We start from the raw sequence: 26,072 nt of genomic DNA, 5'->3' as shown, positions 1-26,072 counted from the left end.
AAGATTTATCCTATCGGAATGAGCTGCCCCTTTGTGTTTAAATTGCGACGTGTTTCATGATGCTATTTTCAAGCCACCTGAATAACCCTCCTCATGTGCGCCCCGGTACGGCTCTTCCTCACCAGCCAGGCACTCGCCGCACTGGCCGGTTCCATGATGCTGCTGGCGCTTGGGGTCTGGGCCAAGCTGCTCACCGACTCCAGCACCCTGGCAGGACTGTGCACGGCAGCCGCCACCACGCCCCGGCTGCTCGGTATCTTCCTGGGTGAATCCCTGGACCGGCTTCCCCGCAGGACTGCGCTGCTCGGCGCCGATCTCGGAACCGTGGCCGCCCTGGCGCTGCTGTGGGTGGTGCAGCACGACGAGCAGTACTGGCCACTGCCGGTGTTCGGTGTGGTGGTGTACGGCACCTTGGGAGTGCTCGCACACACGGCGTCACCGGGTGCCCTCAAGGCGATCACGACCCCTGAGGAGACCCCGCGAGCCGTCTCAGTGCTGCAGGTGGTCAACGGCACCGTGCTGATCGTCGGCCCCGTGACCGGAACCGCTGTCCTGGGGGTCACGCTGGCTCATCGGGGTCACGTCCCTTCTGCTCCTTGTCGGAGCCCTGCTGCTCGTCCTGGTCGACATCCCGCGTCACGACGGTGCGGGTGTGCCCGGGCGGTGGGCCGGATTGCAGCTGTTGTGGGCGGACGGGCAGCTGCGGATTGCGCTGGTCACCCTCATCCTGGCCTACGGTGTGATCGGGCTCGTCGACGGCTCCCTGTACGCCGATCGACGCGTTGAGACGCCCACCCGGGTTCGCCGGAGTGGTCCTGGCCGCCCAGGGGAGCGGGATGATCCTCGGCTCGCTGCTGGCCCCCGAGGTCATCAGACGCCTCGGAGCTCTGCGCTCCCTCCTCATGGGGTTGCTCACCGCCGGGGTGATGGTGGTGGGCATCACGCTCGGCACGAAGGTCGTCGTGGTGACCCTGTTCTTCGTCGCCGCAGCCGGGGCGTCCCTCGGAGTGATGCTGACCTCTCTTGGCGTCCTCGTGCAGGAACGGGTTGATCAGGCGGTCATGGGGCGGGCCCAGGCCGCGATGCAGACCGCTCAGGCTGCGCCCGCCCTGGGCTCGATGATCCTCGGTGCCGTGCTTGTGGCCCACGTGGACTTCCGCCTCCTGTCCCTGATCGTCGCTGCCGGGCTGATCGCCGTCGCGGCGTGGGGCATTCGACGCCCCACCGCCTGAGCACCAACTCGCAGGTTGCTTGTGCGAGACCCGGATGTCAACGCTGCCACAAAAGCAGGACGGCGATTCGTGCCCGCTGGGGAGGGCGCGGGGAGGTGGAGCGGTGGAGAAGGTGTGGAGAGGATGGGGGGAGAGGACGGGTGCTGAGGATGGGGGTGAGGACGGGGGCTGAGGATGGGGGCTGAGGACGGGCGATGAGGGCGGGGGGCGAGATCCCGGCGAGGCATACATTGGAGACATGAGGATCGAGGACATCCGCGAGCTGCTTCGTCGCTACCCGGTGGTGGCGGAGGTACCCCTGGAACAGCCCGAGGAGTTCACCCGGGCCGGGATGGTCTACATCAAGTTCCACGGGGCGATGGATGCCGGGATGGCCTTCGCCCTGTTCGACCGGAAGCCCGATGAGGGACATCAGCAGTGGCTGGATCGGATCGAGAAACTGCTCGCGGACTGGGTGGGGCAGGAGGAGATCAGTGACCCCGATGTGGAGCAGGCGGTCCCGGTGGTGCGCGGTGTCCACTACTTCATGCCGAGGGGACGGTTCCAGACCCCGATGTGGGACCGGATCACCGAGTTCATCGGCATGGGGCTGGCCATCGACACCCCCAACCAGATCCGGCTCCTCAGCAGCAGTGAGCTTCCCGAGGACCGCAGTCCCGAGAACGTGGCCAGGCTCCGGCAACGGGCATGCATGAACCTGGTGAACCTGTCCCAGCCACCCCTGGTGGACGACCTGCCGTACGGCCCCGACGTCGTGGCCTTCGTCAGCCCCCACGCCTACCAGGTGTCGTGGTTCGCCCACACCGAGGTGCTGGCCGACGCCCTGGAGCACTACCAGCGCCGGACCAACACTCCCTGGCTGGTGATCCCGGCCCTGCGCAAGGACCTGCTGCTCATCAACTCCGTCTCACCCGGATGGGATGCCCTGCTCGACGACCTGGAGCCCCTCGTCGACGACCGCGAGGCCATCCATCCGGTGCCGCACCTGCTGGTCGACGGTCGGTGGCGGGAGTACCTGCCACCGACCGAGCCGAGACTCCAGCGTCGGCTGGCGATGCTGAAACTCCGCGCAGAACGCAACGCCCACGAGGGATGCCGGTTGCACCTTCAGGAATTCGACCCCGATGTGGTGGACCACATCGCCAGTTTCGAGGTGGCGACGAAGGACGACCAGTTCTTCACCTGGGCGGCGGTCTCCTGCGACCTGGAGAGCACCAGCATCCCGCGCGTGGACCGGGTGGGCTTCCACGTCTCCGACACGCGGCTGCACATCGTGTGGTTCGAACACCTCATGGCACGGTTGCCCCATCTGGTGCGACGGCACGACGGGGCGATGCCGACGCGCTGGGTCATCTCCAGACCCTCCGACACAGACCTGAAGGTCATCGCGGAACTGGACATCAGCTGGTGAGTCTCAGCCGGCACCCTGGAACAACCACATCACCAGGTTCACCAGGCCGCCGACTGCGGCCAGGATCCCCAGGTACTGGAGAGGGATGAAGAACAAGGTGTGCTGATTGCGCAACTGCTTGGCGTGAAGCTCGGCCTGCTCGGGGCCGACCTGTCTGCCCAGTTCCACCAGCTTCGCGGTGGGCCGGACCTGGTTCAGCCACCACCCCAGCAGGAAACACAGAAAACCGCCGAGCAGGAACCCCACCGCGATGAAGCCTCTGCTCTGCGTGTTGCCCGGGAAGAGCAACGAGGCGACCCCCAGCCCGGCGATGATGCACGGGAAACCGAGGATTCCCCAACCTCTCCAGATGATCATGCCGGAACTCTACTGATGTGAACTGACAGAAATGACGGTAGATCACCAGCCCCGGGCCATCCATTCGGCCACATGGGGTTTCTCTGCGCCGACGCTGGTGGAGGGGCCGTGCCCGGTGTGGATGAGTGTCTCGTCGGGCAGGGGCAGCAGGCGCTCCCGGATGGAGGTGATGATCGCGGAGAAGTCGGAGTACTCCCAGCGGGTCGCGCCCGGCCCGCCCTCGAAGAGGGTGTCCCCGGTGAACACGACGCCGTCGGTGGCCAGGCAGGTCGATCCCGGGGTGTGTCCGGGGGTGGCCAGCGCCCGGAGGGTCACGTCGGCGACGGTGAACCGGTCACCGTCGCGAAGGGGCTGGAACGGGGCGTCGCCGTGGACCTCGGACCACAGGAAGCCGTCGGCGGGGTTCAGGTGGATCGGTGGTTGGCCGACCAGTCGGGCGAATTCGGGTGCGGCGGTGATGTGGTCCCAGTGGCCGTGGGTGAGCAGGATGGCGGTCACCTCACGTCCGGCGATGGCCTCGGCGATGGTGGTGGGGTCGTGGGCGGGGTCGATGACGATCATCCGGGAGTTGTCGCCGACCAGCCAGACGTTGTTGGTGAATTCAGGCTGGTCGGGGGCGTGGGTGACCAGGTGGGTGATGGACATGTCCCCATTGTGCCGCTCGTGACGGTGGTGGTCAGGGCTCGGGTTGTCTGACCAGGGCGAGGGCGAGGGGGGCCATGACCTGGCGGGAGTCGGCGTTCGGGTCGCAGTGGGCGTCGTAGAAGAACAGGGCCTCGAAGATGCGCAGCACCTGGTCCGTCGGGAGGATCAGTTCGATCCCCAGGGAACTGATGAGGTGCTCGATGAAGGCGATCTGCTGGGGGAGGGTGCGCTCATCGGCCTCGACGAGGCGTTGGTACAACTCCGGGTTGCGGTGTGCGCGGAGCCGGATCTCCAACAGGGTCAGCGTCATCTGTGGGGTGGGACTGATGACGGCGGCGATCTTGTCGAGCACCAGGGCGAGCTGCTCGGAGGTCTCCGCGTTTGTGGGGATCTCGGCCACCATCGTGCTGAGCTCGGTCAGGAGTCGGTCCTGGAACTGATGGATCATCGCCGCGCACAGGTCGTCCTTGGAGGCGAAGTTCGAGTAGAACGCCCCCCGGGAGAAACCGGCGGCCTCACAGATCTGCTCCACGCTCGTCGCATCGATCCCCCGTGCCGCGAACTGCTCGATGGCGGCCTCGATGAGGCGCGCGACGGTGGCCTCGCGACGCGGGGTGAGCTCGGTCATGGCGACATGATAGTCAGCAAAGCCCGGTTGCATGCACCACTGCATCTACATACAGTGGTGTATTGCATTCACTGTTGTATCGAAATGGGGTCCGATGTCCGCCCAGCTCCATGCACTCGGCCGCTGGTGCCACCGCCACGCCAAGGTGACACTGCTGGCCTGGTTGGCCGTCGTCCTGGTCATCGGCGGTCTGGCCGCTGTCTTCCGTGGCCAGTTCGAGGACGTCTTCAAGATTCCCGGCTCCTCCTCCCAGGTGGCCATCGACAAACTCAGGATGACCTTTCCGCAGGGGGCGATGACCCAGGGCACGGTCGTCTTCGTCGCCGCCGAGGGACAACGGGTGGAGGACTTCCGTCCGGTCATCGAGGACACCGTGGCCAGGCTCGAGCAGGTGGACTTCGTGGAGCAGGCCACCTCACCCTGGAACGAGATGCTCACCGGAATGGTCTCCGACGACGGTCGCGCCGCCATCGTCAACTTCCTCGTCGACGTGAAGGGCATGCCCACCCCGAAGCAGCACGAGGAACTCGTCGCCATCGCCGACGCGGTGCGCCCCGACCTGCCCGACGGTGCCACCGTCGACATGGGCGGTCAGGCCTTCAACGTGGACCTCCCGGAGATCAGCCCCGTCGAGGGCATCGGGCTGATCGTCGCGCTGGTGGTGCTGACCGTGGTGCTGGGCTCCCTGGTCGCCGCCGGTCTCCCCGTCGTCACGGCCGTGGCCGGGGTGGCCCTGACCATGGCGCTCCTGCTGCTGGTGGCCCGCCTCGCCCCCATCAACTCCACCACCCCGATGCTCGCCCTCATGCTCGGACTCGCCGTCGGCATCGACTACGCCCTGTTCATCCTCTCCCGACACCGCGACCAGCTGGCCCGGGGCATGGACGCGGAGGAATCGACGGGGCGAGCGGTCGGCACCGCCGGCTCGGCCGTGGTCTTCGCCGGGCTCACCGTGTTCATCGCGCTGCTCGGCCTCGGCGTCTCCGGCATCCCCTTCCTCACCGTCATGGGGGCCTTCGCCGCCGTCGCCGTGGTGTTCGCCGTGATCATCGCACTGACCATGCTGCCCGCCCTCATGGGGCTGATGGGTGAGCGGTTGCGCCCCCGTCGTCGACGCCCGGAGCACGCGGCTCCCGGACGTCGCCCCTACCGGTGGTGGGTCGGGGTGGTGACCCGACGCCCCGTCGTGGTGATCCTCGCCGTGGTCGTCGGCCTGGGGGCCCTCACCCTGCCGGGACTGCGACTCCACACCGCGCTGCCGGACTCCGGGCAGCACAGCGTCGACGCCCCCGACCGCATCACCTACGACCTGGTCAGTGAGCACTTCGGGGTGGGACGCAACGGTCCGCTCGTGGTGACCGCCGACATCATCGGCAGCACCGACCCACTCGGCGTGGTCGATGCGCTCGAGCAGGACATCCTCACCATCGACGGTGTGGCCGCCGTGCCGCTGGCCACCCCCAATCAGAACGCCGAGGTGGGACTGATCCAGGTGATCCCCACCACCGCCCCCGACGACCCCGCCACCGCCGAGCTGGTGCAGCGGATCCGCGACCGGCACGACGACTGGCTGCGCATCCACGACGTGGAGACCGCCGTCACCGGCGTGACCGCCCTCCAGATCGACGTCTCGGACCGCCTGGCCCGCGCCCTGCTGCCGTTCGGGATCCTCGTGGTCGGGCTCTCCCTGGTGCTGCTGGCGGCGGTGTTCCGCTCCGTGTGGGTGCCGGTCAAGGCCACCGTCGGGTTCCTGCTGTCGGTGGGCGGGGCCTTCGGGGCCACCGCGCTGGTGTTCAACGACGGCTGGTTCAAGGAGCTCGTCAACGTGGAGCGCGGCATGCCGGTGATCTCCTTCCTGCCGATCCTGCTCATGGGCATCCTGTTCGGCCTGGCCATGGACTACGAGGTGTTCCTCGTCAGCCGTGTCCGTGAGGAGTACGTCCACGGCAAGGCCCCACTCCAGGCCATCCGCGACGGTTACGTGGCCTCCGGTCCCGTCGTCGTTGCCGCCGCCCTCATCATGTTCGCCGTGTTCGCCTTCTTCGTGCCCGGGGGAATGCTCTCGATCAAGCAGATCGCCTTCGCCCTGGCCGTCGGGGTGGCCATCGACGCCTTCCTGGTGCGGATGACCTTCGTTCCCGCCGTGCTGGCCCTGCTGGGGGAGCGCGCCTGGTGGCTGCCCCGCTGGCTGGACCGACTCTTGCCCACCTTCGACGTCGAGGGTGAGGTGCTCTCCCGGGAACTGGAACTGGCCCAGTGGCCCGGCACCGATCACGTGCTCCACGCCGACGGTGTGACCGTCGAGGACGTGGTGCCGCCGCTGAGCCTGGCGCTCAGCCCCGGCAACGTCGTGGGCCTGACCGGTCCCGTCTCCTCGCGCACCGGCACCGCCCTGGCCCTGACCGGACGACTCGGCGCGACCGGGGGCCGCGCCCGGGTGGCCGGACAGCTGCTGCCGGGTGCGGAGGCCGCGGTGCAGCGCCGCACCCGCTACGTGGACCTGGCCCACGAACGCGACATCGCAGCCGCACTCGACCGCATCACGGTCCCCGCCGGTTCCGTGGCCTTCATCGACTCGGTGGAATGCCTCAGCACCGCGCACGAGCACCGCCTGCTGACCGAGTTGATCGACCGTACCCGACGTGACGCCTCGGCTGCCCTGGTGCTCTGCGCCAGCACCGAGGCCGTCCTCGAGCCCTTCGACCCCGACGGCATCCTCGCCACCACCCCCCATTTCGACAGGAGCCATCAATGAGACCCGAGAGCATGCATCCCGGACATCGCCTGAGCTGGCAGGCCATCGTGGTCCTCGCCCTGGTGCCCCTGGTCGCCGTCGCCATGCTGCTCGGTGTCAGTCAGGGCGGGAACCGGCCCCACGTTCAGGCGGCGGTGGTCAACCTGGACGAGGCCGTCACCATCGACGGGCAGATCGTGCCGCTCGGGCGGCAGCTGGCCGCGGAGATGGTGGCCCGCACGGGGGAGAACATCACCTGGACCCTCGCTGATGAGGCCGACGCCCGGGCGGGGTTGGCGGAGGGCCGCTACGCCGCTGTCGTGACGATACCCGCGCAGTTCTCCGCTGCGGCCACATCCTTCAAGGACAACGACGCCGATGCCGCGAAGCAGGCGACGGTGCAGGTGGACGTCTCGGCCAACGCTCCCGTCACCGATGCGGACCTGGCGCGGGAGATCGCAGGGCTGGCCACGAACACCATCAACGCCACCCTCACCGAGGGCTACCTGGGGAACGTCTACGTCGGTTTCAACACCGTTGGGAAGCAGTTCACCCAACTGGTGGACGGGGTGTCGCGGCTGGATGAGGGAGGCAAGGGCCTGGCCGATGGGGCAGGTCAGGCCGTCACCGGCTCGGAGCAGTTGGAGACCGGCCTGAACACCTTGGTGGACAAGGGCGGTGAGCTGACCGAGGGAGCAGACGGCCTGGCCGATGGGGCATCGCAGGTGGCCGACGGGACCGGCACCTTGGCGAAGGGAGCGAAGGAACTCTCCGACGGGGCGGGCGGTCTGGCGGGTGGGGCCGGGGACCTGGCGGATGGGTCCACCGCGCTGGCCTCGGGGGCGAACCAGTTCGACCAGGGCATCCAGCAGCTCAACGCCCAGGCCCCGAAACTGGTCGAGGGGGTGAACACCCTGGTGGAGGGGTCCGAGCAGGTGCTCGGTGCGGTTCCTGACTACACGGCGGGCACGGGGGCCGTCGTCGACGGGGTCGGCGCGCTGCGTGACGGTCTGGTGAGCCTCGACGACGCACTGCAGGGCAGCCTCGATCCCGAGACCCTGGCCCGACTTCAGTCCTCCATGGACGAGCTGGTGCCGGCCCTGAAGGAGGCCCGCACCGCGCTGCAGGTGTACTTCCCGGACCGGGACCCCGCCAGCATCACCCAGGAGGAGTTGGAGGCCGCTGCGAAGTCCTTTGACAAGGCTCTCACCGGGGTGGAGACCACCATCGACGCCCTGGCCGAGGGCACCGCCCCTGCCTCCCCGGAGGTCGAGGAACTGGCCCGGCGGATCATCGCCGAGTGGCGGTGTCCCGTCGATGATCCTGAGCTGTGCGAGCAGCTGGGCAAGGTCTACGCCCAGGGTGTCATCGACGGGATGGCGAAGGGTGTCCAGCACGGCGCGGCGGTGGTGCGGGAGAAGCTCCACACCACGGACCAGCGCACCGGGATGACCCCGTTGGAGTCGGCACGGGCGTTCTCCCGGATGGCGCTCAGGATCGCGAAACCCGTCATCTCGATCCGTGATCTGGCCAAAGGCAACCTGCCGGAGGGCACGGATCCGCTCGACCTGCTGCAGCAGCTTCCCACCACCGTCGGGGAGAAGGTGGGGCAGCTCGTCGACGGGGTCAAGAGGCTGCGGTCCGGGGCCGATGAGTTGGCAACGAGGGCCGCCCCACTGAAGGAGAACGGTCCGGCGCTGGGGGAGGGAGCCACCGCACTGCTGGAGGGCACCCGCAGCCTGGGGGAGCAGGTCGGTGCGTTGCCGGAGGGCACCAGGAAACTGGCGGATGCCTCCGGGCAGCTCAGCGACGGGGCGAACGCCGTCGCCGACGGGGCCGGGGCTCTGGCTGATGGTGCGGGGCAGCTGGCCGACGGGGCGGGACAGCTCTCGCAGGGGGCCGGGAAGCTGGCGAACGGAGCCGACCAGGTGGCGAGCGGGGCCGACCAGTTGGCGGCCGGGGCCGAGCGGTACGTGGGTGGGGTCGGGCAGGCCGCCGAGGGGATGACCACGCTCCGGCAGGGGCTCATCCAGTTGAGCGACGGGGCCACCGCCGTGTCCTCCGGGGTCAGCACGCTCCACGACGAACTGGGGGCGGCCAGGGACAAGCTGCCGCACTACTCGGCTGAGGACATCGAGACCCTGTCCAGGACCGTCGCCTCCCCGGTGGAGCGCAGCAACGAGGTGGGGGCCCCGGCGATGGTGCCCATCGCGGCGCTGCTCGCCGTCGCGACGCTGTGGCTGGGGGCGCTGCTGACCTACGCCTTTGCGGCCCCGGTGCCCTCCGATGTGGTCACCGATTCCCGTTCCTCGGTATGGCTGTGGTTGCGCACCGTCGGGCTGCCGGGGCTGATCGGGGCCGGGCAGGGAGTCCTCATCGGGGCCATCGCCGGGGTGGCGCTCAACCTCTCGCTGCCCCGGACGGTGGTCGCGATGGGGCTGCTGGCCGTGTTCGGGGTGTCCTTCGTGCTCATCAACCACGCCTTGACGGCCTGGTTCGGCACCATCGGGCGGGGGCTCGCGGTGCTGTTGCTGGTCGCGACGGTGGGGCTGGGCCTGACCTCGACGGTGCCCGGCTGGGTGGCCCAGGTGGCCGCGTTCTCGCCGCTGCACAACGCGCTGCTGTTGGTGCGGACCTGGCTGGCCCACGGTTCCGGGCTGGTGCTCCTGGCCGGTGGCGCCCTGCTGTTCGGGGTGATCGCGCTCGCCTGCTCCTACGCAGGCATCGCGGCCCGTCGTCGCCTGACCGCAGAGCAGTTCCGTGCGCGGGTGGCTGAGGCGAGCTGACGAGCTCAGGGCGTTGTTCATGTCCTTTTCCGTTGCTCACACCGGGGTCCCGATGCGGAGCGAGGGAACCCGTGTCGAGACCTGGGGACAAGTTCCTGTACACCGTCACCAGGTCTCGACACGGACTGTTCGCTGGCGCTCGCGGTCCAATGTGAGCAGGGGATGGAGAGGCGGGCTCAGCCCGTGATGAACAACGCCCTTGGACCATGGAGCCCGGGAGGCGTCATCTTGGGGTCACATCATTGACCACGTGGCCCAGGCCTTGTCTGCGGTCATGCTGATCTGTTGCCCGGGTCCTTCGAGCGTGACCGCCACTCTCGACCCCGCCGGTTCCATTTGGACCTCGAGCTCACCCATTGGGAGTCCAAGCGCGCCTTCCATGACCATGTCATGAATCCCGCTGAGCGAAAGGGAGAGGCGCCTCATCTCCGTGACCAATTCTCCCGTGTGTGTTCGCAACTCTCCATTGAGTGTGGAGGACAGGAGTGCCTTCACGCCTCCCGGCCATGGCTCAAGGATCAAGTAGCGGCAGGTGACTCCTTCCCAACGCAAGGACTGGGCTCTTCCGCGGTTGTCGAACTCGATCACGAAACTTTTCCCTCATCAGACTTCGTCGCGACCTCCTTGGTCTCGGTCCACGGATCAATCATCCGGATCGAGGTGCACCGAACTCGCAACTGAAGATCCCCCTGCTGGAGTTCCAGCCACCAGTGTCCAGCGTTTTCGGACATTTCCAAACTCCCGTCAACCAACCTCAGCCTTCCCCGAAGCAACATCTCGTCGACGCCTTCGCAGACCACCCGGAGCCTGGCAATGACTCCATCTCGCTTGACCTGCATGGCCAACCCCAACTGACCGTACTTCCCACCTAGGTCGATCCCGAATACGTTGCAAAAATTCCAGCCAGAGGTTCCCTGCAGCAACTGGGCGAAACTATCCGCTGTTCCCGGTAGGGCTTCAGGCTGCAGTGTTGGTGAATCGAGGTGCTTCTCCAAGTCCTTCAGAGCTCGCTGCAGATACACGCCATGCGCCCCTTGATCAAATTCGTCCAGCAGTTTTCGACGCATTCGGGGCGCTGGTTCAAGACGGATCGCGAGATCAATCACTCCTTGAAGCAAGGACTCGTCGTCACTCGTCTCTGCCGACGCATACAGTGTCGGCAGCACCTCTCGGATCAGCCCCGCGCACCGAAGCGCTATCCCGTGGTTTTGTTCGATCTGCTCCACCGGTGCTGGTTCACCGTGGGCGATCTCGACCAGAAGGTCCAGGGCCGCCACAGGGAACACTCCCGTAGCGAGTTTGGAGGTCACGTATTGGGTCACTGCTTCGGCGGCCTCGTACAGCTCCCGTGCGGGACACACGGCACCCTCGATCCGTTGGGCGGCAGCGTGGGCTGCTGCTTCGTCCCGGTTCTGCAGCAGCTGTTCGAGGTCGGCTGACAGGTCGATGGGGCTTGCTGTTCTCAGCTGGTGCAGCGCCAGTTCTCCTGGCGGGTCAGGCTGCTGGTGAGTCGTCGCCATGTCGGGCGGGAGGGCACTGAGGGGTCAGATGCTGAGCCAGCAGTAGAGGGAGCGTCCTTGGCGCTGGGCCTCGACAGCCAGCCTGATCAGGGCTGGGGCATCCTCCACCACCTCATCCAGGTCTCCGAGCTCTGACAGGGCCCAGGCAGCCTCCGAGGCCTCAGGGTCGGAGTCCAGCAGGGCCAAGGCGTCCCTGGCTGCTTGGGACAACCGGTGGACCACGATCTCTCCCTGGCCCTTCAAGGCAATGGTCTTCCCGAGCTCTGCCTCGGGGACGGTTCCGGTCGGGTCCGCTTCCATCGTGGCGATCCAGGTGAGCTGCGCGCTCTCGTCGAACTCGGTCAGGGCGCTGGGGTAGGGGTCTACGGAGCCATCCTGTGAGCCGACATCGGGGCCACCCAGCCAGTTGATGACCTCGGCAGCGGCGGAATCGTCGGGGGCAGTGAAGTACACCAGCAGAATGCTCATGGCAGGTTTCCAATCCATCACAGACGAGTGGTGACACCCTACCACGAGAGATATCAGGAGAAGGCTGAACCAAGGAAGTTGTTCATGCTTGCGTGGTGTTGTTCATCGCGTGCTGAGAGAGTCTCTCCAAGCCGTTGGTCGTTCATGGTCAACTCTGTTTCCTGGGGTGAGTGTCTTCTGTCTCTGAGTATTCAACGCTGGTTGCGCCGCAGGCTGTGAGGAGCCACTCCAAGGCCCCAACTGGGGGAGGCCAATCGGAGATCCCAAATCTCACCGTTGCGTGGTTCGGGTCCTGGATTGCCGTATCCCACCACCTCCACGGACGTTGGTCGGGATCCATCCAGTACAGCCAGCCAGACATCGGCCATCGCTCATCCTGCAGGTCGATCACTCCCTCAGCGGGTTCGGGGGCAAATGCTTGCGTGAACCACGACGGCACATTGTCGGCTGCGCTCAAATCGGCGAACGCCGACGGCGGCAGATGAGCCAGGCGCAACATCACCTCGCGAGCTCGCTCAATCACCCCCTCGGCATCGCTGTCGGCGGTGAGGTGCATCAACACCAGCGTCAATCCTCCCGGCTTGTCATCGCCTGCATGTCCTCTGAGCAGTCGATGTGCTTCACCCGACAAAGCAATCCCCTTGTCGTTCGCATGTTCCAAGGGGTTTGGGAATTCGCGGTCTCCGTTTGTGTCATTCAATGGTGCAGTCCTGTTCGGTTGTTGCCCGAGGGGTTTCGGCAGACTCTGAGCTGTTGTTGGCAAGGAGGTCGGAGGTGATCCACGTGCCCACCATCTGCCAGTCCTCGTCAGGGGTTTCTTCTGTCGCTGTGACGATGTGACGCAATGCGTTGTGGTAGCCCAAGTGGTGAAGCAAGCGGGCCAGCATCCACACTGTCCAGTAGTCACTGGATGGTTTGCGTAGCAGCCGAAATACCTCGGGTACGATGATCTCCGCCCCGGCGTCAAAGGGAAGGCGGGCAAGCAGGGAGAACGTCAGTTCATGGTGCTCTTCCTGGCAGGACAGGTTCACCAGAGTGGGGGCCAGTTGCTTGAGTTCTTCAGTGGGAAGCTCCCCTGCCAGAAGGAGGCCATCGGTGACTGTGTTGGCGTCTGCGAGAAGGGATTGTGTTTGCTCCAGCAGTGCACTTGCTGGGGTCGCGTTGATGGCGTCTTGGTATGAGTGCAGCAAAGCCAGCAGGTCAGGGGTTCTCGTCATGTGTCACCTCCAGCTAAATTGTGGTCATTGCAAGATCCAGTGCACTGAATCCAGCTGGGTAGAACTCCAGTGCTCCGAACTTCCTGTGAAACACCTGCTCGAGTACAGCTCGGTCACAGCACAGTATTGGCCGGGTCATGGAGGGGAGCATGATTGATGTCACGCGTGGCGGGAGCTCTGTGGACTCACTGTCAAGCGTGAACAGCAGCGGCAACTCTGCTCCCAGCAGGGCCTGAGGCTCCCCGGCCTGTATCAGGGTCAGCCAGTCCTCGCCTGCGCCATCGTCCCAGTCAATGGCAAGGCGGCCTTCTCCGGCAAGGTGTTCAGCCAGTGAGAGCGAAGCAGTTCGCCCCCAGAATTGTCGATTGTTGTACGCTGTGGTCAGTGACGTGCCAAGGTCAATCATGTCCAGGCTCATCCGTATGGGGGACTTCCGGGGGTGGCCATCTCAGCTATCATCTCTGCCCCGGCCTCACGTACTTCGGGGTCGTCGCTGGCCAAGGCCAAGATCGCAACGCGCTGGGCGGCATCATCGAAACCGAAGTACTCCAGCATCAAAGCGTTCAGCCTCCATGAGTAGTAGTCGTAGTCGTTGTCAGGGCCCAGCAGGCGGTCGAAGACCAGCGGAACCAGGGCGCGCTTGAGTTTCTTGGCGGGAACCATCGCCAACAGTCGTACTGCACTGAAATAGTAGGTGCTCACCTCGGTCAACCTGTAGATGGGAAGAATCAGCTCAAGAATTTGCCTTGGGTCAAAGTCGTGAAGTGCGCGAAGGGCGGTTCTAACCTCCTTGGTGTTCTTGCTCTCCAACATGCTCTGAAGTATCGAAGTGCCTCCGCACTTTGAAGAGAGCAGGCTGATGCTATCGGCGGCTCGATTCAGGGCATCGCAGGCCGCCCTGAAATCAGAGGCAGCGTCAAGCTCGGTGTTGTCACTTGGTGCTTCGTTCGTCAGTTCTTCCGGTTGCATTGGTCAAATCCTCGAATGGGTCCTCAGCAGTGCGCTTTAGGTTTCGTTGATGGTTTGGCGCAGTTCGGTCCAAGATTCGGGGGTGAGTCGTTTCTTGGGCCATACTGCGAAGAGGTGATTCTGTCCCCGGTCGATGCCTCTTTGCCAGATGTTGATCCAGCTTCGGGCTCGTGTCTGGTCTTCTTCTCGTTCTGGTCCCCATGAGTCGACCAGGGCGGTGGCTCGCTGGAGTGCAGCATTTCCGTCGAGGGATATGGCGTAGTCCTGGCCTGTGGGGAGTTGTTGGAGGGTGAGGTTCACTCCGCCGCGAAAGTCCGAGTCGTCGAAGGTTGCTGTGCTGAAGTCGTTTCCGTGGACTTCGTTCACGGGGTTGAGGGAGGGGCGGTCCTTGAGGTCGTGGGGGGTGGGGGCTCCCCAGAATTGGCATCGTAGGAGCAGGGCGCCGGAGAAGTCGCAGTTGATGAGGGTGAGGGGGTTGACGCGGAACTCTGTGAGTCGCGCGTTTCGGAAGGTGCAGTTGATGAACTTGGCCTCGCCGATGATGTATTTCAGACGGGTGTTGTCGAAGGAGCAGTTCCGGAATTCTGCGGTCCATCCGGCGCCTCCCAGGATTACCTGTTTTGCGGAGGTTCCTTCAAAGTTGCAGTTCTCGAGGATGGCGCTTGACCCGATGCGTCCCAGCTTGTGCTTGGGCCAGTCCTCCCCGGTCACGGTTTCCCCTGCTTTGAAGGAGAGTTCGAGTCCGTAGTTGTCGATGGATTCGGTGAGACGACTCATCGTGTGGTCTCGCTTTCTGTGGGTTCGTTGCCGCGTCTTTGGCTGTTTCATGTTTCCCTGTTGGGAACGTCACGGGTGGGGGCGGACCTTGTGTACGTCCACCTGCTTGGGTGTTGTCAGCTCGATCTTCTCTCCTGTGGGCAGGTAGGTGAAGTCAGGGCCGGGGCCTCCATTGTACTGAAACACGTCGTCGCCATACTTCTTGAGCAGCTTTTCAAAAGTTTGGTTCTGGACGGCGTGTGCGGTGAAGATGGTGTTGAGACTGAGGTTCGCGCTGGCAGCGTTTTGTTGTTCATGTGACAATGTCTCGAGCAGCTCTTTCCTTCCTCGTGAGGCAGCGTGCCGCGCAGCTTCTCTCACCGTGGCGATTGGGTTGTCGCAGGGGTCGTTGTTGTGGACGACTCCTGAAGGTTGTGGAGGGTTTGGTTGCGGTGACCCAAGGGGGTTGCTCATGCGGGTATTTCTTCCAGTAGAAGGCTCGGTCGCCTGAGTTTTGGGGATTCAAAATGAGGTTCGTGTGAAGGCGAAGCAGGTCGCCTCCAGAATTTTAGATTGTTGCATGCCGTGGTCAGTGACGTGCCCAAGTCAATCATGTCAAGGCTCATCCGTATGGGGGACTTCCGGGGGTGGCCATCTCGGCTATCATTTCTGCTCCGACCTCACGTACTTCGGGGTCGTCGCTGGCCAGCGCCAGGATCGCGACGCTTTGGGCGGTATCGTCGAAACCGAAGTACTCCAGCATCAAAGCGTTCAGTCTCCATGAGTAGTAGTCGTAGCCATTGTCGGGGTCCAGCAGGCGGTCAAAGACCAGCGGAACCAAGGTGTGCCTCAGTGTCTTGGCGGGAATCATCGCCAGCAGTCGTACTGCGCTGAAGTAATGGACGCTCACCTCGGTCAACCTGTAGATGGGAAGAACCAGCTCAAGAATTTGCCTTGGGTCATAGTGTCGAAGCGCGCGAAGGGCGGTCGCAACCTTCGCGACATCCTTGCTCTCCAGCATGCTCTGAAGTATCGAAGTGCCTCCGCACTTTGAGGAAAGCAAGCTGATGTCCTTGGCAGCTTGCGTCAGTGCATCGCAGGCATCCTCGAATTTCGAGGTGCTGTCAGCCTTGTTGTCATCCCTTGATTTTTCGATCATATTCCCATCCCATTGAAGTGAACTTTTCACTGAATTCGTCAAAGGTCATAGGCTTTTCTGGGTAGACCGTTCTGTGTCCCCAGGGCATTTCCCCGTCGACATCTTTGCCATCCGCATGGACTGCGAGTCCATCCGGAAGCTCACTTCCCTTGGGAAGTCGATGGGCTTGGCCCTTCAAATTGTCTGCCAGATCCTCATAGGACGTGAATGTTGATGCCCCCTTGGCCTCATGGGTTGGATCTGTGGGTTTTGGACCAAGCCCGACCATGTCTGAGCCATCCGTTACGTCAAGGTCAGACGTGCGTGGGGGGCGTGGCATGGACCTGTTGCCTGCTGCCCACAGATCTTCGCTGGTGCATGGTCCGTCGTTGTGGACCAGGACTGGGACGCTCTCCACGTTGTCCTTGGTGAGGACGTGGTAGTTCTTCCAGCCGGTGATGGTGAGGTTGTGGACGGTCTGGGTGTGACCGGTTGCCTGGAGGGTGAGGACCTCCACGGTGCTGGTTGATCCGTCGGCGGGCCTGAGGTGGTCGCCTTCCCGGAGCTCGCCTGCGGGGAGCCAGCCCTTGTCCTCCACGTAGAAGGGGTGGGTGGCGGTGGTGGTGATCTCGCCCGCCGTGGTGGTGAGCTTGAGGGTCGGGACGTCCTCGTGGACGTGGAGCTGCTCGACGGTGCCCTCGACGTTGTTCCCGGAGATGGGGTCGTGGGAGACCACCCGGTCACCGACCTGCACCTCGGTGATGGGCTTGGTGCTGCCGTCGGCCATCAGGACGTGGGTGTCCGGGGTGAAGCAGCCGTAACGGGCCACTCCGGTGAGCTTCGACAGCGCTCCTCCGGCACCGCCCATGACGCCACCCTCGAGACCACCGGTGCCCGCCGCAGCGGCGAATCCGGCGACGGTGTGCGGGCCGGGACCGGTGAGGTAGCTCAGCCCGCCGGAGACCGCGCCGTCGACGGCGGACTCCGCCGCCCCGGTGATGATGTTGCGGCCGAGGCAGGAAGCACCCTGGGCGGCACGCCCGATGGCTGCGGCTGCACCGCCCCCGGCGAGCCCGGACACGGCGCCGATCGCGCCGTCGACGGCGACCTTGCCCCAGTCGACGCTGCCGGTGGTGAACTTCTGGGAGGCGATGGACGATCCGGCCCCCATGAGGGCGCCACCGATCATCGCGGCTCCGATCGGCCCCCCGACGCCGGTACACATCACGGCGACCCCCGCGACGATCACGGCCCCGGCAGCGATGTACTCCCAGTTGTCCTTGACCCAGGACCCGGCTGCGGCGACGCTGTTCGCCAGCCAGCCATTCGACGCCTGCTGGTAGACCCTGAGATCATCCTCCGAGACGGGCCTGAGCCCGAGCGGATCGGTGGCGCCGACGGGATTGTTCCCCGCCCACGAGTAGGGGTTCCCGGCCCAGCCGGAGGCGGTGACCGCCGGGAGCGGATCGGGGGACAGGAACGCGCGGGTGGCGGGATCGTAGGCCCTGACCCCGGTCAGGGACAGGCCATCGAGGTTGAGAGCCCCCCACGCCCCGACACCGACCATCCCACCCGCGACGTCACCGGAGGCCAGGTCATCACCAGCCGCTGGCTGGGCGACGTGCGGGATGTCGAGCGAGGGGATGAGCCAGGCATCCACGCGGGCACCGTCGACGTCGGGGACCAGCCATGCCCCCTCGCCGCCGCCGTCCCGGGTGGCGAGGGTGGTGGCGGCCAAGGCGTCGACGACCACCTGGGAGCCGATCTGCGCCAGCGACGGTGCGCCCGCGGCGGTGTCCCAGAACACATCGGTGCCGTCGATCCGGGCGAGGTGCCCGGTGGCGTCGGTGTCGAGATCGCGACGGGAGGTCACCTGTACGCTGTCACCGTCGCGGACCACACTGGTGATCGAGGCGAGGAACCCACGCGGATCCCAGGCGAACATCCGCTCGGACTCCGGCCCGATCTCGCGGATGCGCTGCCCGTCCGGGTCGTAGGTGTAGCGGGTGACCTGCCCGCTCGGGCCGGTCGCGGCGACCAGCTGCCCGGCCTGGTCGTAGCGGAAGGTGGTGCGAGCCTCACCCACACTCTGCGCGGTCAAACGCCCGCCGGCATCCCACTCGTAGGAGCTGACCAGCCCCTCACTGCTGAGCGTCCCGGTGAGGCGACCTGCCTTGTCGTAGCTGAACTCGGTACGCAACCCGTCCTGGACCTGCGCGACCACCTGGTCGTCGTCGTTGCGTTCCAGCCGCAGCTCCTGGATGAACCCGCGCCGGTTCACCCGGTTCGAGACGACGGCCCCGCCCTGCCAGGTCCAGGTGGCATCCAGACCGTCGCCGTGGACACGGGTGATCCGCCCGATCGCATCCCGGGTGATCTCGATCCGCCCCACATCGGGATGGGTGATCGCGGCGAGACGGTTGTTGCTGTCGTAGTCATAGGTGGTGACCGACCCGTCCGGGCGACACATCGAGGAACGACGCCCACCCCGGTCGTAGGTCCATGCCATCCCCACGCCGTCGCGGAGCCGCCGCAGCAGGTTCCCGCGCGTGTCCCACGCCATCTCCACCCTGGAACCGGTGCCCTCGGTGATGGTCATGGTGCGGGAGGCGAAGTCACGCTCCAGCTCCGACAACAGCTGCCCATCCACCAAGGTCCGGGCGAGACGACCATGCTCGTTCCACTCCCAGGACATCACCCGTCCCGAGGGCCTGACAGAACGCACCACACGTCCAGCGGCATCCCGCATCCAGGTGGTGGTGCGCCCCAACGGGTCGGTCTCGGAGGTGATCCGCCCCAACGGGTCAAAGGTCCGCCTGGTCACCCCGCCAGCCGGGTCGATCACCTCGACCTGATGCGCCAACTCGTCGTAGCCGAACCGGGTCACCCCACCCAGGGCATCGATCGCCTCGACCAGCTGACCGGCCGGGTCGTAGCGGAACCGACGGTGACCGTTCCACGGATCCCGGACACTGACGATCCGGCCACACCGGTCGTAACGGAACCGCACCACGCCACGGCCGGGCTGACGACGCTCCACGATCCGTCCCGCAGCATCGAACCTGGTCGTCACCTGCTCCCCGTCGGGCCACACCTCACCCACGACCCGGGAATCCGCGTCAAGGATCAACTCGTAGCGATCCCCACCGGTGGAGATCGTCGCCACCCACCTGCCACAGGCGTCGTACTCGTAGCGGTAGGTGCCGCCCATCGGCTGGGTCACGGCAACCACCCGGCCCGCAGCGTCCCGCTCGATCCGGGTCACCGCACCATCCGAGGTGACCTGCTCCACCAACCGGCCACACAGGTCGTAGCGGTTGAGCACCTCCTGCCCATCCGCCCCCGCCACGGCGACGACCCGGCCCAGCCGGTCGAAGCGGGCAGACAGGTCATCCCCGCCGTCGATCACCTGCGTCGGAGCCCCCATGACGTCACGCACCACGCCACGCTGCACCCCCGTCGGGTCCACCGTGCCCGCCAGCAACCCGTCCGCACCGTAGCTGAGCCCACGCACCCCACCCGCGGGGTCCGTGAAACTCACCAGACGCGACACCGCGTCATACCCGAACTCCCACGACGACCCGTCCGGCAGCTCCACCGAGGCCAGGTTCCCCAGGTCGTCGTAGCTCCTGCGCACCTTCCGGCCCAGCGGATCCACCGTCTCGACCGTCTCGCCCGTTTCGTCATGACTGATCTCGGTGCGCGCACCCTCGGGGTCGATCACCGCGCACAGCCGCCCCGCACCGGTGTGCTCGAAACTCCACCTGGCCCCCGTCGGATCGGTACGCGAGACCAACACCCCACTGTCCGGGTCGTACCGGAAGACCGTCCGGTGCCCCAGCGGCGTCACCGCAGCGACAACCCGCCCCACCTCATCACGCTCCAGGACGGCGGTCGCCTCCATCGCGTCAGTGCTGGAGACCAGTTCACCGAACTCGTCGTACCCGAAATCCACGCCGACCCCCGTCGGGTCGACGATCCGCTTGAGCAGCCCTCGCTCCCAGACCATCTCGGTGACCCCACCCTCAGGGTCCACCACCCGCCACGGCGACCGCTCCGCGCCCCGGTACTCGTAGCGCGTCACGGCCTCGGGGCTGTCGTCATCGGCCCGCACCGTCAGGTAGGTCAACCGGTCCAGGTCGTCCCACTGCCGTTCCTCCCGGGCTCCCGACGGCAGCTGGCGGACCTCCAACCGCCCCCTGGCGTCGTAGGCGCTCACCGTCATCGCGCCGTCGCGCTGCCGCACCAGCACCGGATTGCCCCACTGGTCGTAACCGGTGGACTGACGCCTGCCGTCAGCATCGACGACCCCGATCAAGCGTCCCTTGCGGTCATGGATCCAGGTGTTCGCCCGCGCCCCATCCTCATCGCTGGTCTGCGTGATCCCGCCCGCGAAGTACGCAAACCGGGTGCGCCTCCCGTGCGGCGACAGCTGCGCCACCACCCGGCCATGCTCGTCGAAGGTGTTGACCACCTCCACCACACCGTCAGCGTCGATGACCTCGACGATGCGGCTGGCATCATCCCAGCGGTATCGACGGCGCCGCCCCGGTGCGTCGACCTCGACGAGCCGCCCCGCATCGTCGTAGTGGTAGTCGACGGCCCGGCCATCCGAGGCCACCACCGCCACCACACGCTCCCCCGCCGCATCCCAGCGGACCTCGAGACTGCGCCCGAACTCGTGCCGCAGCCCCGCGAGCCGCCCGTGTTCGTCGTAGCTGAAGGCCACCTCGGTGCCCGGGTCCGACGACGTGACACGCACCCGTCCCGCCGCGTCCAGGACCCAGCGCATCCCCCACGAGGAGGTCACCAGGAACCCGCCGTCCGGGGTGTTCTTCAACCACAGGTTCTCGCCCGTGGCGCGATCCCAACCCTCGCCACGACGGGGGAAAACGATGACGCGACCATCGAACAGGGTCAGCCGAGCCGAATCATCCGCAACGCTCAGCCCAGCCTCGCTCCACCACGACCACCCCGGGCCGAACGCCCCCACGGCCGGATTGAGGGAGCTGTAGGCCCGCACCACACCCAGTGGGGAAGCCAGACCCGTGAAGGGCAGATCCTCCTCGGTCTCCAGGAAACCACCTGAGGCGGTGTTCACCGGATCGTTGGAATACCCCGTCGTCGGCGGCGACCCGTACGCCGTCGGCGGATCGATCTGGATGTCGGTACGCTCAGCGCCAACCCCAGCCGCAGCCAACACCGCATCCAGCGTGGCATCGGAGACCGTGGCCGGGCCGTCGCCGCCACCGGCGTCCTCGAAGGCCTGCGCGACCACATCCGCCCACGTCGCCTCGGACCCATTCGCCGACAACCACGCCTCGAACCCCGAGATCACACTCGACGCATCCAGCGTCGCCCACGAACACGACGCCGCAAAGGACTCACAGTGAGTCCGCAGATTCCCCGGCGTCGATGCCAACAACTCATCAGCGGTCCGTGTGTTCGACGCGAAACTCCGCAGGTTCGACGGCACACCCGACGACACCGAAGTGGGTCCCCTGCCCTCCAGGGGGGAGCGCTGGGCCGGAACCGGAGGCGTCACCGACTCGTTCGGCCCCGTCGAATTCTCATCGATCTCCGAGAAGGGCGGCTCCTCGCCACAATTCCAAAAACCCTCCCAGGCCTTCTGGAAATCCCCGCGATTCGCCCGACGCTCAGCCCACTCCCGCGCCTGTCGACGCCTGTTGTTCTCCGCCCGGGCCTTCTCGTCCAGATCGGCAACCTTTGACGCCACCAACTGCAGATTCCGAACGATCTCATCCAGGTCCCCCAACTGCGTGACACCATTCGCCTTGAACAACGACGAGTAGTACCCGGAAAAATCAGTCAACCCATCCGACCGGTACGACGACCGTGACCCACGCTGTCCCGACAACGCCGACGCCGCGTTCCGAAACGCCGTCTGCAACCCTGACGACACCTCGAAGTCATACGCCACATCAGGCATACCCTTCAGGCCGTCAAGATTCGCGTCATCCAGCCTCACAGCCCCAACCATCCTTCCACGAGAACGACGCCACCCTACGTCACCACCGGGTCACCTGTCAGCGGAATCAGGCAACCGCATCTGACAAGGTGTTCGACCAGAACCCGGGGCAGGATCTAGAGTGGTGTCCGTGACCATCGATGCCTCACTGCTGTCCGACCCCGAACGGTTCGCGGAGAACACCCTGCCGCCGCGCTCCGACCACCGCTGGTTCGCCTCCAGGCAGGAGGCGCTGCAGGGGATCTCCGGTTTCGAGCAGTCCCTCAACGGGACCTGGCGCATCCACCACGCCCCGGACCTGGCCACCCGACCCGACGGTTTCGAGGCCGCTGACCTCGATGTCTCCGGCTGGGCCGAGATCCCGGTGCCCGCGCACCTGCAGCTGCACGGTTTCGGCAGGCCGCACTACACCAACGTCGCCTACCCGTGGGACGGACGCGTCGACATCAGGCCGGGAGAACTGCCTGAGGCCAACCCCGTCGGCAGCTACGTGCGCGACTTCGAGGTCACCGAGCTGGCCGAGGGGGAGCGTCTGGTGGTGCGTTTCGACGGCGTGGAGTCGGCCTTCGGGGTGTGGGTGGGCGGCACCTGGATCGGGTACTCCACCGACTCGTTCACCCCCGCCGAGTTCGACATCACCGCCGCCGTGGTGCCCGGCCGCAACCGGATCGCCGTGCAGGTGGTCCAGTTCTCCTCCGGCTCCTGGCTGGAGGATCAGGACTTCTTCCGCTTCTCCGGCATCTTCCGTGACGTCACGCTCCTGCGGTTGCCCGCCGCCCACGTCGCGGACCTGAGGGTCACCACTGAGGTCTCCGACGACCTCGACCGGGCCACCGTGCGGCTGAGCACCACCCTGCAGGGCGACGGCGAGGTCAAGGCGGTCCTCGACGGCGTGGGGGAGCTCACCGGCGGGGTGATCGAGGTCCCCGGACCCCGGTTGTGGAGTGCGGAGGACCCCCAGCTGTACGACCTGTGGGTCGAGGTCCACCGGGAGGGACGCGTCGTGGAGGTGATCCGGCAGCGCGTCGGTATCCGTCGCTTCGGCATCGAGGACGGGCTGCTGAAGCTCAACGGGCAGCGCATCGTCTTCAACGGGGTCAACCGGCACGAGTTCGGACGCAATGGTCGTGTGATGACCCGCGACGAGATCGCCCACGACCTGAGGCTGCTCAAGGCCCACAACGTCAATGCGGTGCGCACCAGCCACTACCCCAACTCCACGGCCTTCTACGAACTGTGCGACGAGCTGGGACTGCTCGTCATCGACGAGATGAACCTGGAGACCCACGGGGTGTGGGAGGCCCACGAGCGCGGCCGGATCGAGCAGGCCGAGGTGGTGCCCGGGGATCGGCCGGAGTGGCAGGGGGCCCTGCTGTTCCGGGCCGCCAACATGCTGGCCCGCGACGTCAACCATCCCTCGGTGGTGATGTGGTCGTGCGGCAACGAGTCCTACGGCGGGTCCAACCTGCTGGCGGTGGCGGACTGGTTCCGCTCCCAGGACTCACGCCCGGTCCACTACGAGGGGGTCCACTGGGATCGGCGACTGCCGGAGACCAGTGACGTGGTCTCCCGGATGTACGCCACGGCCGCCGAGATCGAGTCCTACCTGGCGGAGCACCGCGACAAGCCGTTCATCCTCTGTGAGTATGCGCACGCGATGGGCAACTCCTTCGGTGCGGTGGAGAAGTACACCGAGCTGGCGTGGCGGGAGCCCCTGTACCAGGGTGGGTTCGTCTGGGACTTCGCCGACCAGGCGCTGCCCGCCGTCGCCCCCGACGGCACACCGTACTGGGGTTACGGTGGTGACTTCGGGGACCACCCCAACGACGGCGACTTCTCCGGCAACGGCCTGTGTTTCGCCGACCACACCCCCAAACCGCTGCTGATCGAGGCGAAGCAGCTGTACCGCCCGGTGGACATCCAGCCCGATGTCGACGGTGTCGTCGTCACCAACCGGCAGGTGCTCACCCGAACCGATGTGCTGCGGCTGCTGGTGCGGCTGCTCCACGACGGTCGCCAGGTGGAGTCCCAGGAGATGCCCCTGGACATCGCCCCGGGGGAGAGCGCCCGGTTGGCCTGGCCGGAATGGTCAGTCTCGGGCGACGGTGAGTTCGTGGCCGAGGTCTCCTGCCAGCTGAGGGAGGCGACGGCGTGGGCCCCGGCCGGTCACGAGGTGGCCTTCGCCCAGCAGGTGCTGCACACCAGTACCCCGCAACGGGTTCTGCCGTCGGCACCCCAGCTGGTGGTGGGCACCTTGAACACCGGGGTGCGGGGCGATGGCTTCGACCTGCTCTTCACGGAGGCCCATGGGGGACTCAGCTCCTGGCGCCTGGGGGAGTGGGAGCTGCTGGCGGGTCGGGTGCGCCCGTGCTTCTGGCACGCGCCGACCTCCAACGAACGCGGCTGGGGCTCACCCCACCGTGACGGGATGTGGCTGCTGGCCTCCCGGTACCCCGTCTTCGACGGCTTCCCGGAGAGCCGGGTGGTGGGGCAGCAGGCGATCATCACCCACCGGTTCCGGTTGCCCGGGGACGGCTCCTGCACGATGACCCATGCCGTGGACGGGCAGGGTCGCATCGAGGTGGGGCTGGAGGTCACCCCGGGTGTGGACTGGCCCGACCCGCCGGAGCTCAGCCTGCTGATCCCCCTCGACGGGATGCTGGACCGGCTCCGGTGGTACGGGGAGGGGCCGCACGAGAGTGCCTGCGATCGTCGGTCCTCGGCCCGGATCGGGCTGTGGGAACAACGGGTCGCCGATCAGCTCACGCCCTACATCCGGCCTCAGGAGGCGGGCGGCCACACCGGGGTGCGGTGGGCCGAGGTGGGCTGTGACGACGCCGTGCTCCGTTTCGAGGCCATCGATGCCCACATGGAGTTCTCGGCCCTGCCGTGGACCCCGTTCGAGGTGGAGAACGCCGAGCACCCGTGGCAGCTCCCACCCAGCAACCGCACCGTCGTGCGGGCCACGTGGCGGCGACGCGGGGTCGGTGGCGACGACTCATGGGGGGCCAGGACCCATCCGGAGTTCCTGCTGCCGACCGGCAGACTGCAGTTCAGAGTCGCGATGCAGGCGCTGCCGCGGTCAAGCGGTTCCTGAGACGACGGTTCCGCGTGCAGCGGGTGGGGAACCACAGGCGTTGGACGGGGCCGTCGGGATGTTCCAGCCGCTGGAACAGCAGCCGAGCTGCCTCACGCCCCAGTTCCCGGTCGTCGTGCTCGACCGTCAGCAGCGGGAAAGGCATCACCTCACCCAGTGGGAACTGGTCGAAGGTGATGATGGCGGTGTCGGCGCCGCGCTCCGTCACCGCTTGGGCAGCACCGCGTGCCCCCATGTGGTTGGAGCAGAAGATGGCATCGGGACGATCGGGGTGGTCGAGCAGCATGGAGGTGGCCGCGTAACCGTCCTTGACGGTGTGGACGTCCTGCCGGATCGCGGAGTCCCGGATCTCCGCCCCGAGATCCGAGATCCCGGCCAGGGCGCCACTGACCCGCTCCGGCATCGTCGTGAGCTGGACGGTGTCGCTGAGCACCGCCCAGGTGTTCAGCCCGAGCGGGCGGGTCTCCAGGACGGCGGCCTTCGCCGAGGCGTGGTTCTCGAACGTGATGCAGTCGGTCTCCAGACCGGTCAGCGGTTCATCGATGGCCACGACGGCGGTACCCCACTGCAGCTCGGCGGTCAGGATGGCCTCCGCCCCCGGTGAGGGGGTGATGAGCAACCCTCGTGGTCGCTGGTCCAGCATCGCCTCCAGCAGGCGACGTTGCCTCGGGGGCTCGCCCTCGGAACTGGAGGTGATGACGAGACAGCCCTGGTCCTCGCACACCTCCGAGGCCCCGGCGGCCAAGGCCGAGTAGAAGGGGTTCGACATGTCCCGGATCAGCATCCCGATCATGTCCGAGGTGCCCGAGCGGATGGTGGCTGCTCCGCGGTGGGGACGGTAGGCCAGTTGTTCGGAGGCCTCACGGACGTTGCGGGCGAGCTGCTCGTCCACCGTCGCCACGCCGTTGAGGACCCGGGAGGCCGTCTTCAGGCTCACACCCGCTCGTTTCGCCACGTCGGTCAAGGTGGCCCGACGCCCCGACTTCCCTCCCATGTCTGCCCTCCAGCGCGATCAGTGGTGAAGAATCTAGCGCCGCAGAATCATCGGGCGCGAGCCGGCATCGTGGTGTGTCATCCTTTCGGTGACCCTGCTGACAACGTTGTCCCAGTGTTCTATCCTCGGTT

Annotated in this window: 20 protein-coding genes; 6 read left to right on the top strand and 14 right to left on the bottom strand. The window is 66.2% G+C overall.

What is annotated here, in order from left to right; genetic code table 11:
* Positions 1-93 precede the first annotated feature (93 nt).
* The 3 genes from EII34_RS12700 (at position 94) to EII34_RS12690 (ending at position 2,643) form a co-directional block, all read left to right on the top strand.
* Positions 94-786 carry an MFS transporter gene (locus tag EII34_RS12700; protein WP_124845543.1) on the top strand — a complete coding sequence of 231 codons (693 nt, stop codon included), beginning with the start codon at positions 94-96 and terminating at the stop codon, positions 784-786.
* A complete protein-coding gene (locus EII34_RS12695) occupies positions 783-1,232 on the top strand; it encodes an MFS transporter (RefSeq protein ID WP_185711333.1) in 450 nt (149 codons plus the stop codon). The genes EII34_RS12700 and EII34_RS12695 overlap by 4 nt, the downstream gene beginning before the upstream one ends.
* A 238-nt stretch (positions 1,233-1,470) precedes the next feature.
* Complete coding sequence (locus EII34_RS12690; RefSeq protein ID WP_124845541.1) at positions 1,471-2,643, top strand: hypothetical protein; 1,173 nt, start codon at positions 1,471-1,473, stop codon at positions 2,641-2,643.
* A 3-nt stretch (positions 2,644-2,646) separates the two neighbouring features.
* Here EII34_RS12690 and EII34_RS12685 read toward each other — a convergent pair whose 3' ends face one another.
* Genes EII34_RS12685 through EII34_RS12675 form a run of 3 tightly spaced genes read right to left on the bottom strand, consistent with a single transcriptional unit; the run spans position 2,647 to position 4,273 of the window.
* Positions 2,647-3,000 (bottom strand): hypothetical protein, encoded by a 354-nt coding sequence (locus tag EII34_RS12685; RefSeq protein ID WP_124845540.1) that lies wholly within the window; start codon positions 2,998-3,000, stop codon positions 2,647-2,649.
* Positions 3,001-3,042: 42 nt separating this feature from the next.
* Positions 3,043-3,645 carry an MBL fold metallo-hydrolase gene (locus EII34_RS12680; protein WP_124845539.1) on the bottom strand — a complete coding sequence of 201 codons (603 nt, stop codon included), beginning with the start codon at positions 3,643-3,645 and terminating at the stop codon, positions 3,043-3,045.
* A gap of 31 nt (positions 3,646-3,676) precedes the next feature.
* Positions 3,677-4,273, bottom strand: a complete 597-nt coding sequence (locus EII34_RS12675; RefSeq protein WP_185711332.1) for a TetR/AcrR family transcriptional regulator — start codon at positions 4,271-4,273, stop codon at positions 3,677-3,679.
* Positions 4,274-4,367: 94 nt separating this feature from the next.
* Between EII34_RS12675 and EII34_RS12670 the strand changes: the two genes are divergently transcribed.
* Both EII34_RS12670 and EII34_RS12665 read left to right on the top strand, forming a co-directional pair.
* Positions 4,368-7,028: an MMPL family transporter gene (locus EII34_RS12670; RefSeq protein ID WP_260425151.1), complete on the top strand. Its 2,661-nt coding sequence runs from the start codon at positions 4,368-4,370 to the stop codon at positions 7,026-7,028.
* On the top strand, positions 7,025-9,793 hold the full coding sequence (locus tag EII34_RS12665; protein ID WP_124845536.1) for a YhgE/Pip domain-containing protein: 2,769 nt from the start codon (positions 7,025-7,027) through the stop codon (positions 9,791-9,793). The genes EII34_RS12670 and EII34_RS12665 overlap by 4 nt, the downstream gene beginning before the upstream one ends.
* A 584-nt stretch (positions 9,794-10,377) precedes the next feature.
* On the opposite strand, the gene EII34_RS12660 is transcribed toward EII34_RS12665, so the two are convergent.
* The 10 genes from EII34_RS12660 to EII34_RS12615 form a co-directional block, all read right to left on the bottom strand.
* Positions 10,378-11,313, bottom strand: coding sequence for a hypothetical protein (locus EII34_RS12660; RefSeq protein ID WP_124845535.1), 936 nt, complete (start codon positions 11,311-11,313; stop codon positions 10,378-10,380).
* A gap of 24 nt (positions 11,314-11,337) precedes the next feature.
* Positions 11,338-11,781, bottom strand: coding sequence for a hypothetical protein (locus EII34_RS12655; RefSeq protein WP_124845534.1), 444 nt, complete (start codon positions 11,779-11,781; stop codon positions 11,338-11,340).
* Positions 11,782-11,929: 148 nt separating this feature from the next.
* Positions 11,930-12,481 (bottom strand): hypothetical protein, encoded by a 552-nt coding sequence (locus EII34_RS12650; RefSeq protein WP_124845533.1) that lies wholly within the window; start codon positions 12,479-12,481, stop codon positions 11,930-11,932.
* Positions 12,474-12,998: a hypothetical protein gene (locus tag EII34_RS12645; RefSeq protein WP_124845532.1), complete on the bottom strand. Its 525-nt coding sequence runs from the start codon at positions 12,996-12,998 to the stop codon at positions 12,474-12,476. Before EII34_RS12645 ends, EII34_RS12650 begins: the two co-directional genes overlap by 8 nt.
* A 13-nt stretch (positions 12,999-13,011) precedes the next feature.
* Positions 13,012-13,404: a hypothetical protein gene (locus EII34_RS12640; protein ID WP_124845531.1), complete on the bottom strand. Its 393-nt coding sequence runs from the start codon at positions 13,402-13,404 to the stop codon at positions 13,012-13,014.
* 8 nt (positions 13,405-13,412) lie between these two features.
* Positions 13,413-13,967, bottom strand: a complete 555-nt coding sequence (locus tag EII34_RS12635; protein WP_124845530.1) for a hypothetical protein — start codon at positions 13,965-13,967, stop codon at positions 13,413-13,415.
* 36 nt (positions 13,968-14,003) lie between these two features.
* The gene (locus tag EII34_RS12630; RefSeq protein ID WP_185711331.1) at positions 14,004-14,744 is read right to left on the bottom strand and encodes a pentapeptide repeat-containing protein; all 741 of its coding nucleotides are present in this window, start codon (positions 14,742-14,744) and stop codon (positions 14,004-14,006) included.
* Positions 14,745-14,813: 69 nt separating this feature from the next.
* Positions 14,814-15,197, bottom strand: coding sequence for a hypothetical protein (locus tag EII34_RS12625; RefSeq protein ID WP_124845528.1), 384 nt, complete (start codon positions 15,195-15,197; stop codon positions 14,814-14,816).
* Between the two features lie 148 nt (positions 15,198-15,345).
* Positions 15,346-15,882 (bottom strand): hypothetical protein, encoded by a 537-nt coding sequence (locus tag EII34_RS12620; RefSeq protein ID WP_124845527.1) that lies wholly within the window; start codon positions 15,880-15,882, stop codon positions 15,346-15,348.
* A complete protein-coding gene (locus EII34_RS12615) occupies positions 15,860-21,694 on the bottom strand; it encodes a polymorphic toxin-type HINT domain-containing protein (protein ID WP_185711330.1) in 5,835 nt (1,944 codons plus the stop codon). Before EII34_RS12615 ends, EII34_RS12620 begins: the two co-directional genes overlap by 23 nt.
* A gap of 286 nt (positions 21,695-21,980) precedes the next feature.
* Here EII34_RS12615 and lacZ point away from each other — a divergent pair, with 286 nt between their 5' ends.
* The gene (gene lacZ, locus EII34_RS12610) at positions 21,981-24,947 is read left to right on the top strand and encodes a beta-galactosidase, LacZ type (protein WP_124845525.1); all 2,967 of its coding nucleotides are present in this window, start codon (positions 21,981-21,983) and stop codon (positions 24,945-24,947) included.
* Here lacZ and EII34_RS12605 read toward each other — a convergent pair.
* The gene (locus EII34_RS12605; protein ID WP_124845524.1) at positions 24,904-25,941 is read right to left on the bottom strand and encodes a LacI family DNA-binding transcriptional regulator; all 1,038 of its coding nucleotides are present in this window, start codon (positions 25,939-25,941) and stop codon (positions 24,904-24,906) included. The two genes, lacZ and EII34_RS12605, sit on opposite strands and share 44 nt — an antisense overlap.
* Between the last annotated feature and the right edge of the window lie 131 nt (positions 25,942-26,072).

The organism is Arachnia propionica (assembly GCF_003859805.1).
Classification (GTDB): Bacteria; Actinomycetota; Actinomycetes; order Propionibacteriales; family Propionibacteriaceae; genus Arachnia; species Arachnia propionica_C.
Note: the sequence above shows the minus strand (reverse complement) of the source record. Positions and strands in the feature narration are given on the sequence as shown.

Excerpts from the sequence above, each read along its gene's own strand:
- EII34_RS12605 (WP_124845524.1), bottom strand. The coding sequence starts at position 25,941 with ATGGGAGGGAAGTCGGGGCGTCGGGCCACCTTGACCGACGTGGCGAAA.
- EII34_RS12620 (WP_124845527.1), bottom strand. The coding sequence starts at position 15,882 with ATGATCGAAAAATCAAGGGATGACAACAAGGCTGACAGCACCTCGAAA.
- EII34_RS12670 (WP_260425151.1), top strand. The coding sequence starts at position 4,368 with ATGTCCGCCCAGCTCCATGCACTCGGCCGCTGGTGCCACCGCCACGCC.
- EII34_RS12640 (WP_124845531.1), bottom strand. The coding sequence starts at position 13,404 with ATGATTGACCTTGGCACGTCACTGACCACAGCGTACAACAATCGACAA.
- EII34_RS12675 (WP_185711332.1), bottom strand. The coding sequence starts at position 4,273 with ATGACCGAGCTCACCCCGCGTCGCGAGGCCACCGTCGCGCGCCTCATC.
- EII34_RS12655 (WP_124845534.1), bottom strand. The coding sequence starts at position 11,781 with ATGAGCATTCTGCTGGTGTACTTCACTGCCCCCGACGATTCCGCCGCT.
- EII34_RS12660 (WP_124845535.1), bottom strand. The coding sequence starts at position 11,313 with ATGGCGACGACTCACCAGCAGCCTGACCCGCCAGGAGAACTGGCGCTG.
- EII34_RS12680 (WP_124845539.1), bottom strand. The coding sequence starts at position 3,645 with ATGTCCATCACCCACCTGGTCACCCACGCCCCCGACCAGCCTGAATTC.
- EII34_RS12685 (WP_124845540.1), bottom strand. The coding sequence starts at position 3,000 with ATGATCATCTGGAGAGGTTGGGGAATCCTCGGTTTCCCGTGCATCATC.
- EII34_RS12630 (WP_185711331.1), bottom strand. The coding sequence starts at position 14,744 with ATGAGTCGTCTCACCGAATCCATCGACAACTACGGACTCGAACTCTCC.
- EII34_RS12645 (WP_124845532.1), bottom strand. The coding sequence starts at position 12,998 with ATGACGAGAACCCCTGACCTGCTGGCTTTGCTGCACTCATACCAAGAC.
- EII34_RS12635 (WP_124845530.1), bottom strand. The coding sequence starts at position 13,967 with ATGCAACCGGAAGAACTGACGAACGAAGCACCAAGTGACAACACCGAG.
- EII34_RS12625 (WP_124845528.1), bottom strand. The coding sequence starts at position 15,197 with ATGAGCAACCCCCTTGGGTCACCGCAACCAAACCCTCCACAACCTTCA.
- EII34_RS12700 (WP_124845543.1), top strand. The coding sequence starts at position 94 with ATGTGCGCCCCGGTACGGCTCTTCCTCACCAGCCAGGCACTCGCCGCA.
- EII34_RS12690 (WP_124845541.1), top strand. The coding sequence starts at position 1,471 with ATGAGGATCGAGGACATCCGCGAGCTGCTTCGTCGCTACCCGGTGGTG.
- EII34_RS12665 (WP_124845536.1), top strand. The coding sequence starts at position 7,025 with ATGAGACCCGAGAGCATGCATCCCGGACATCGCCTGAGCTGGCAGGCC.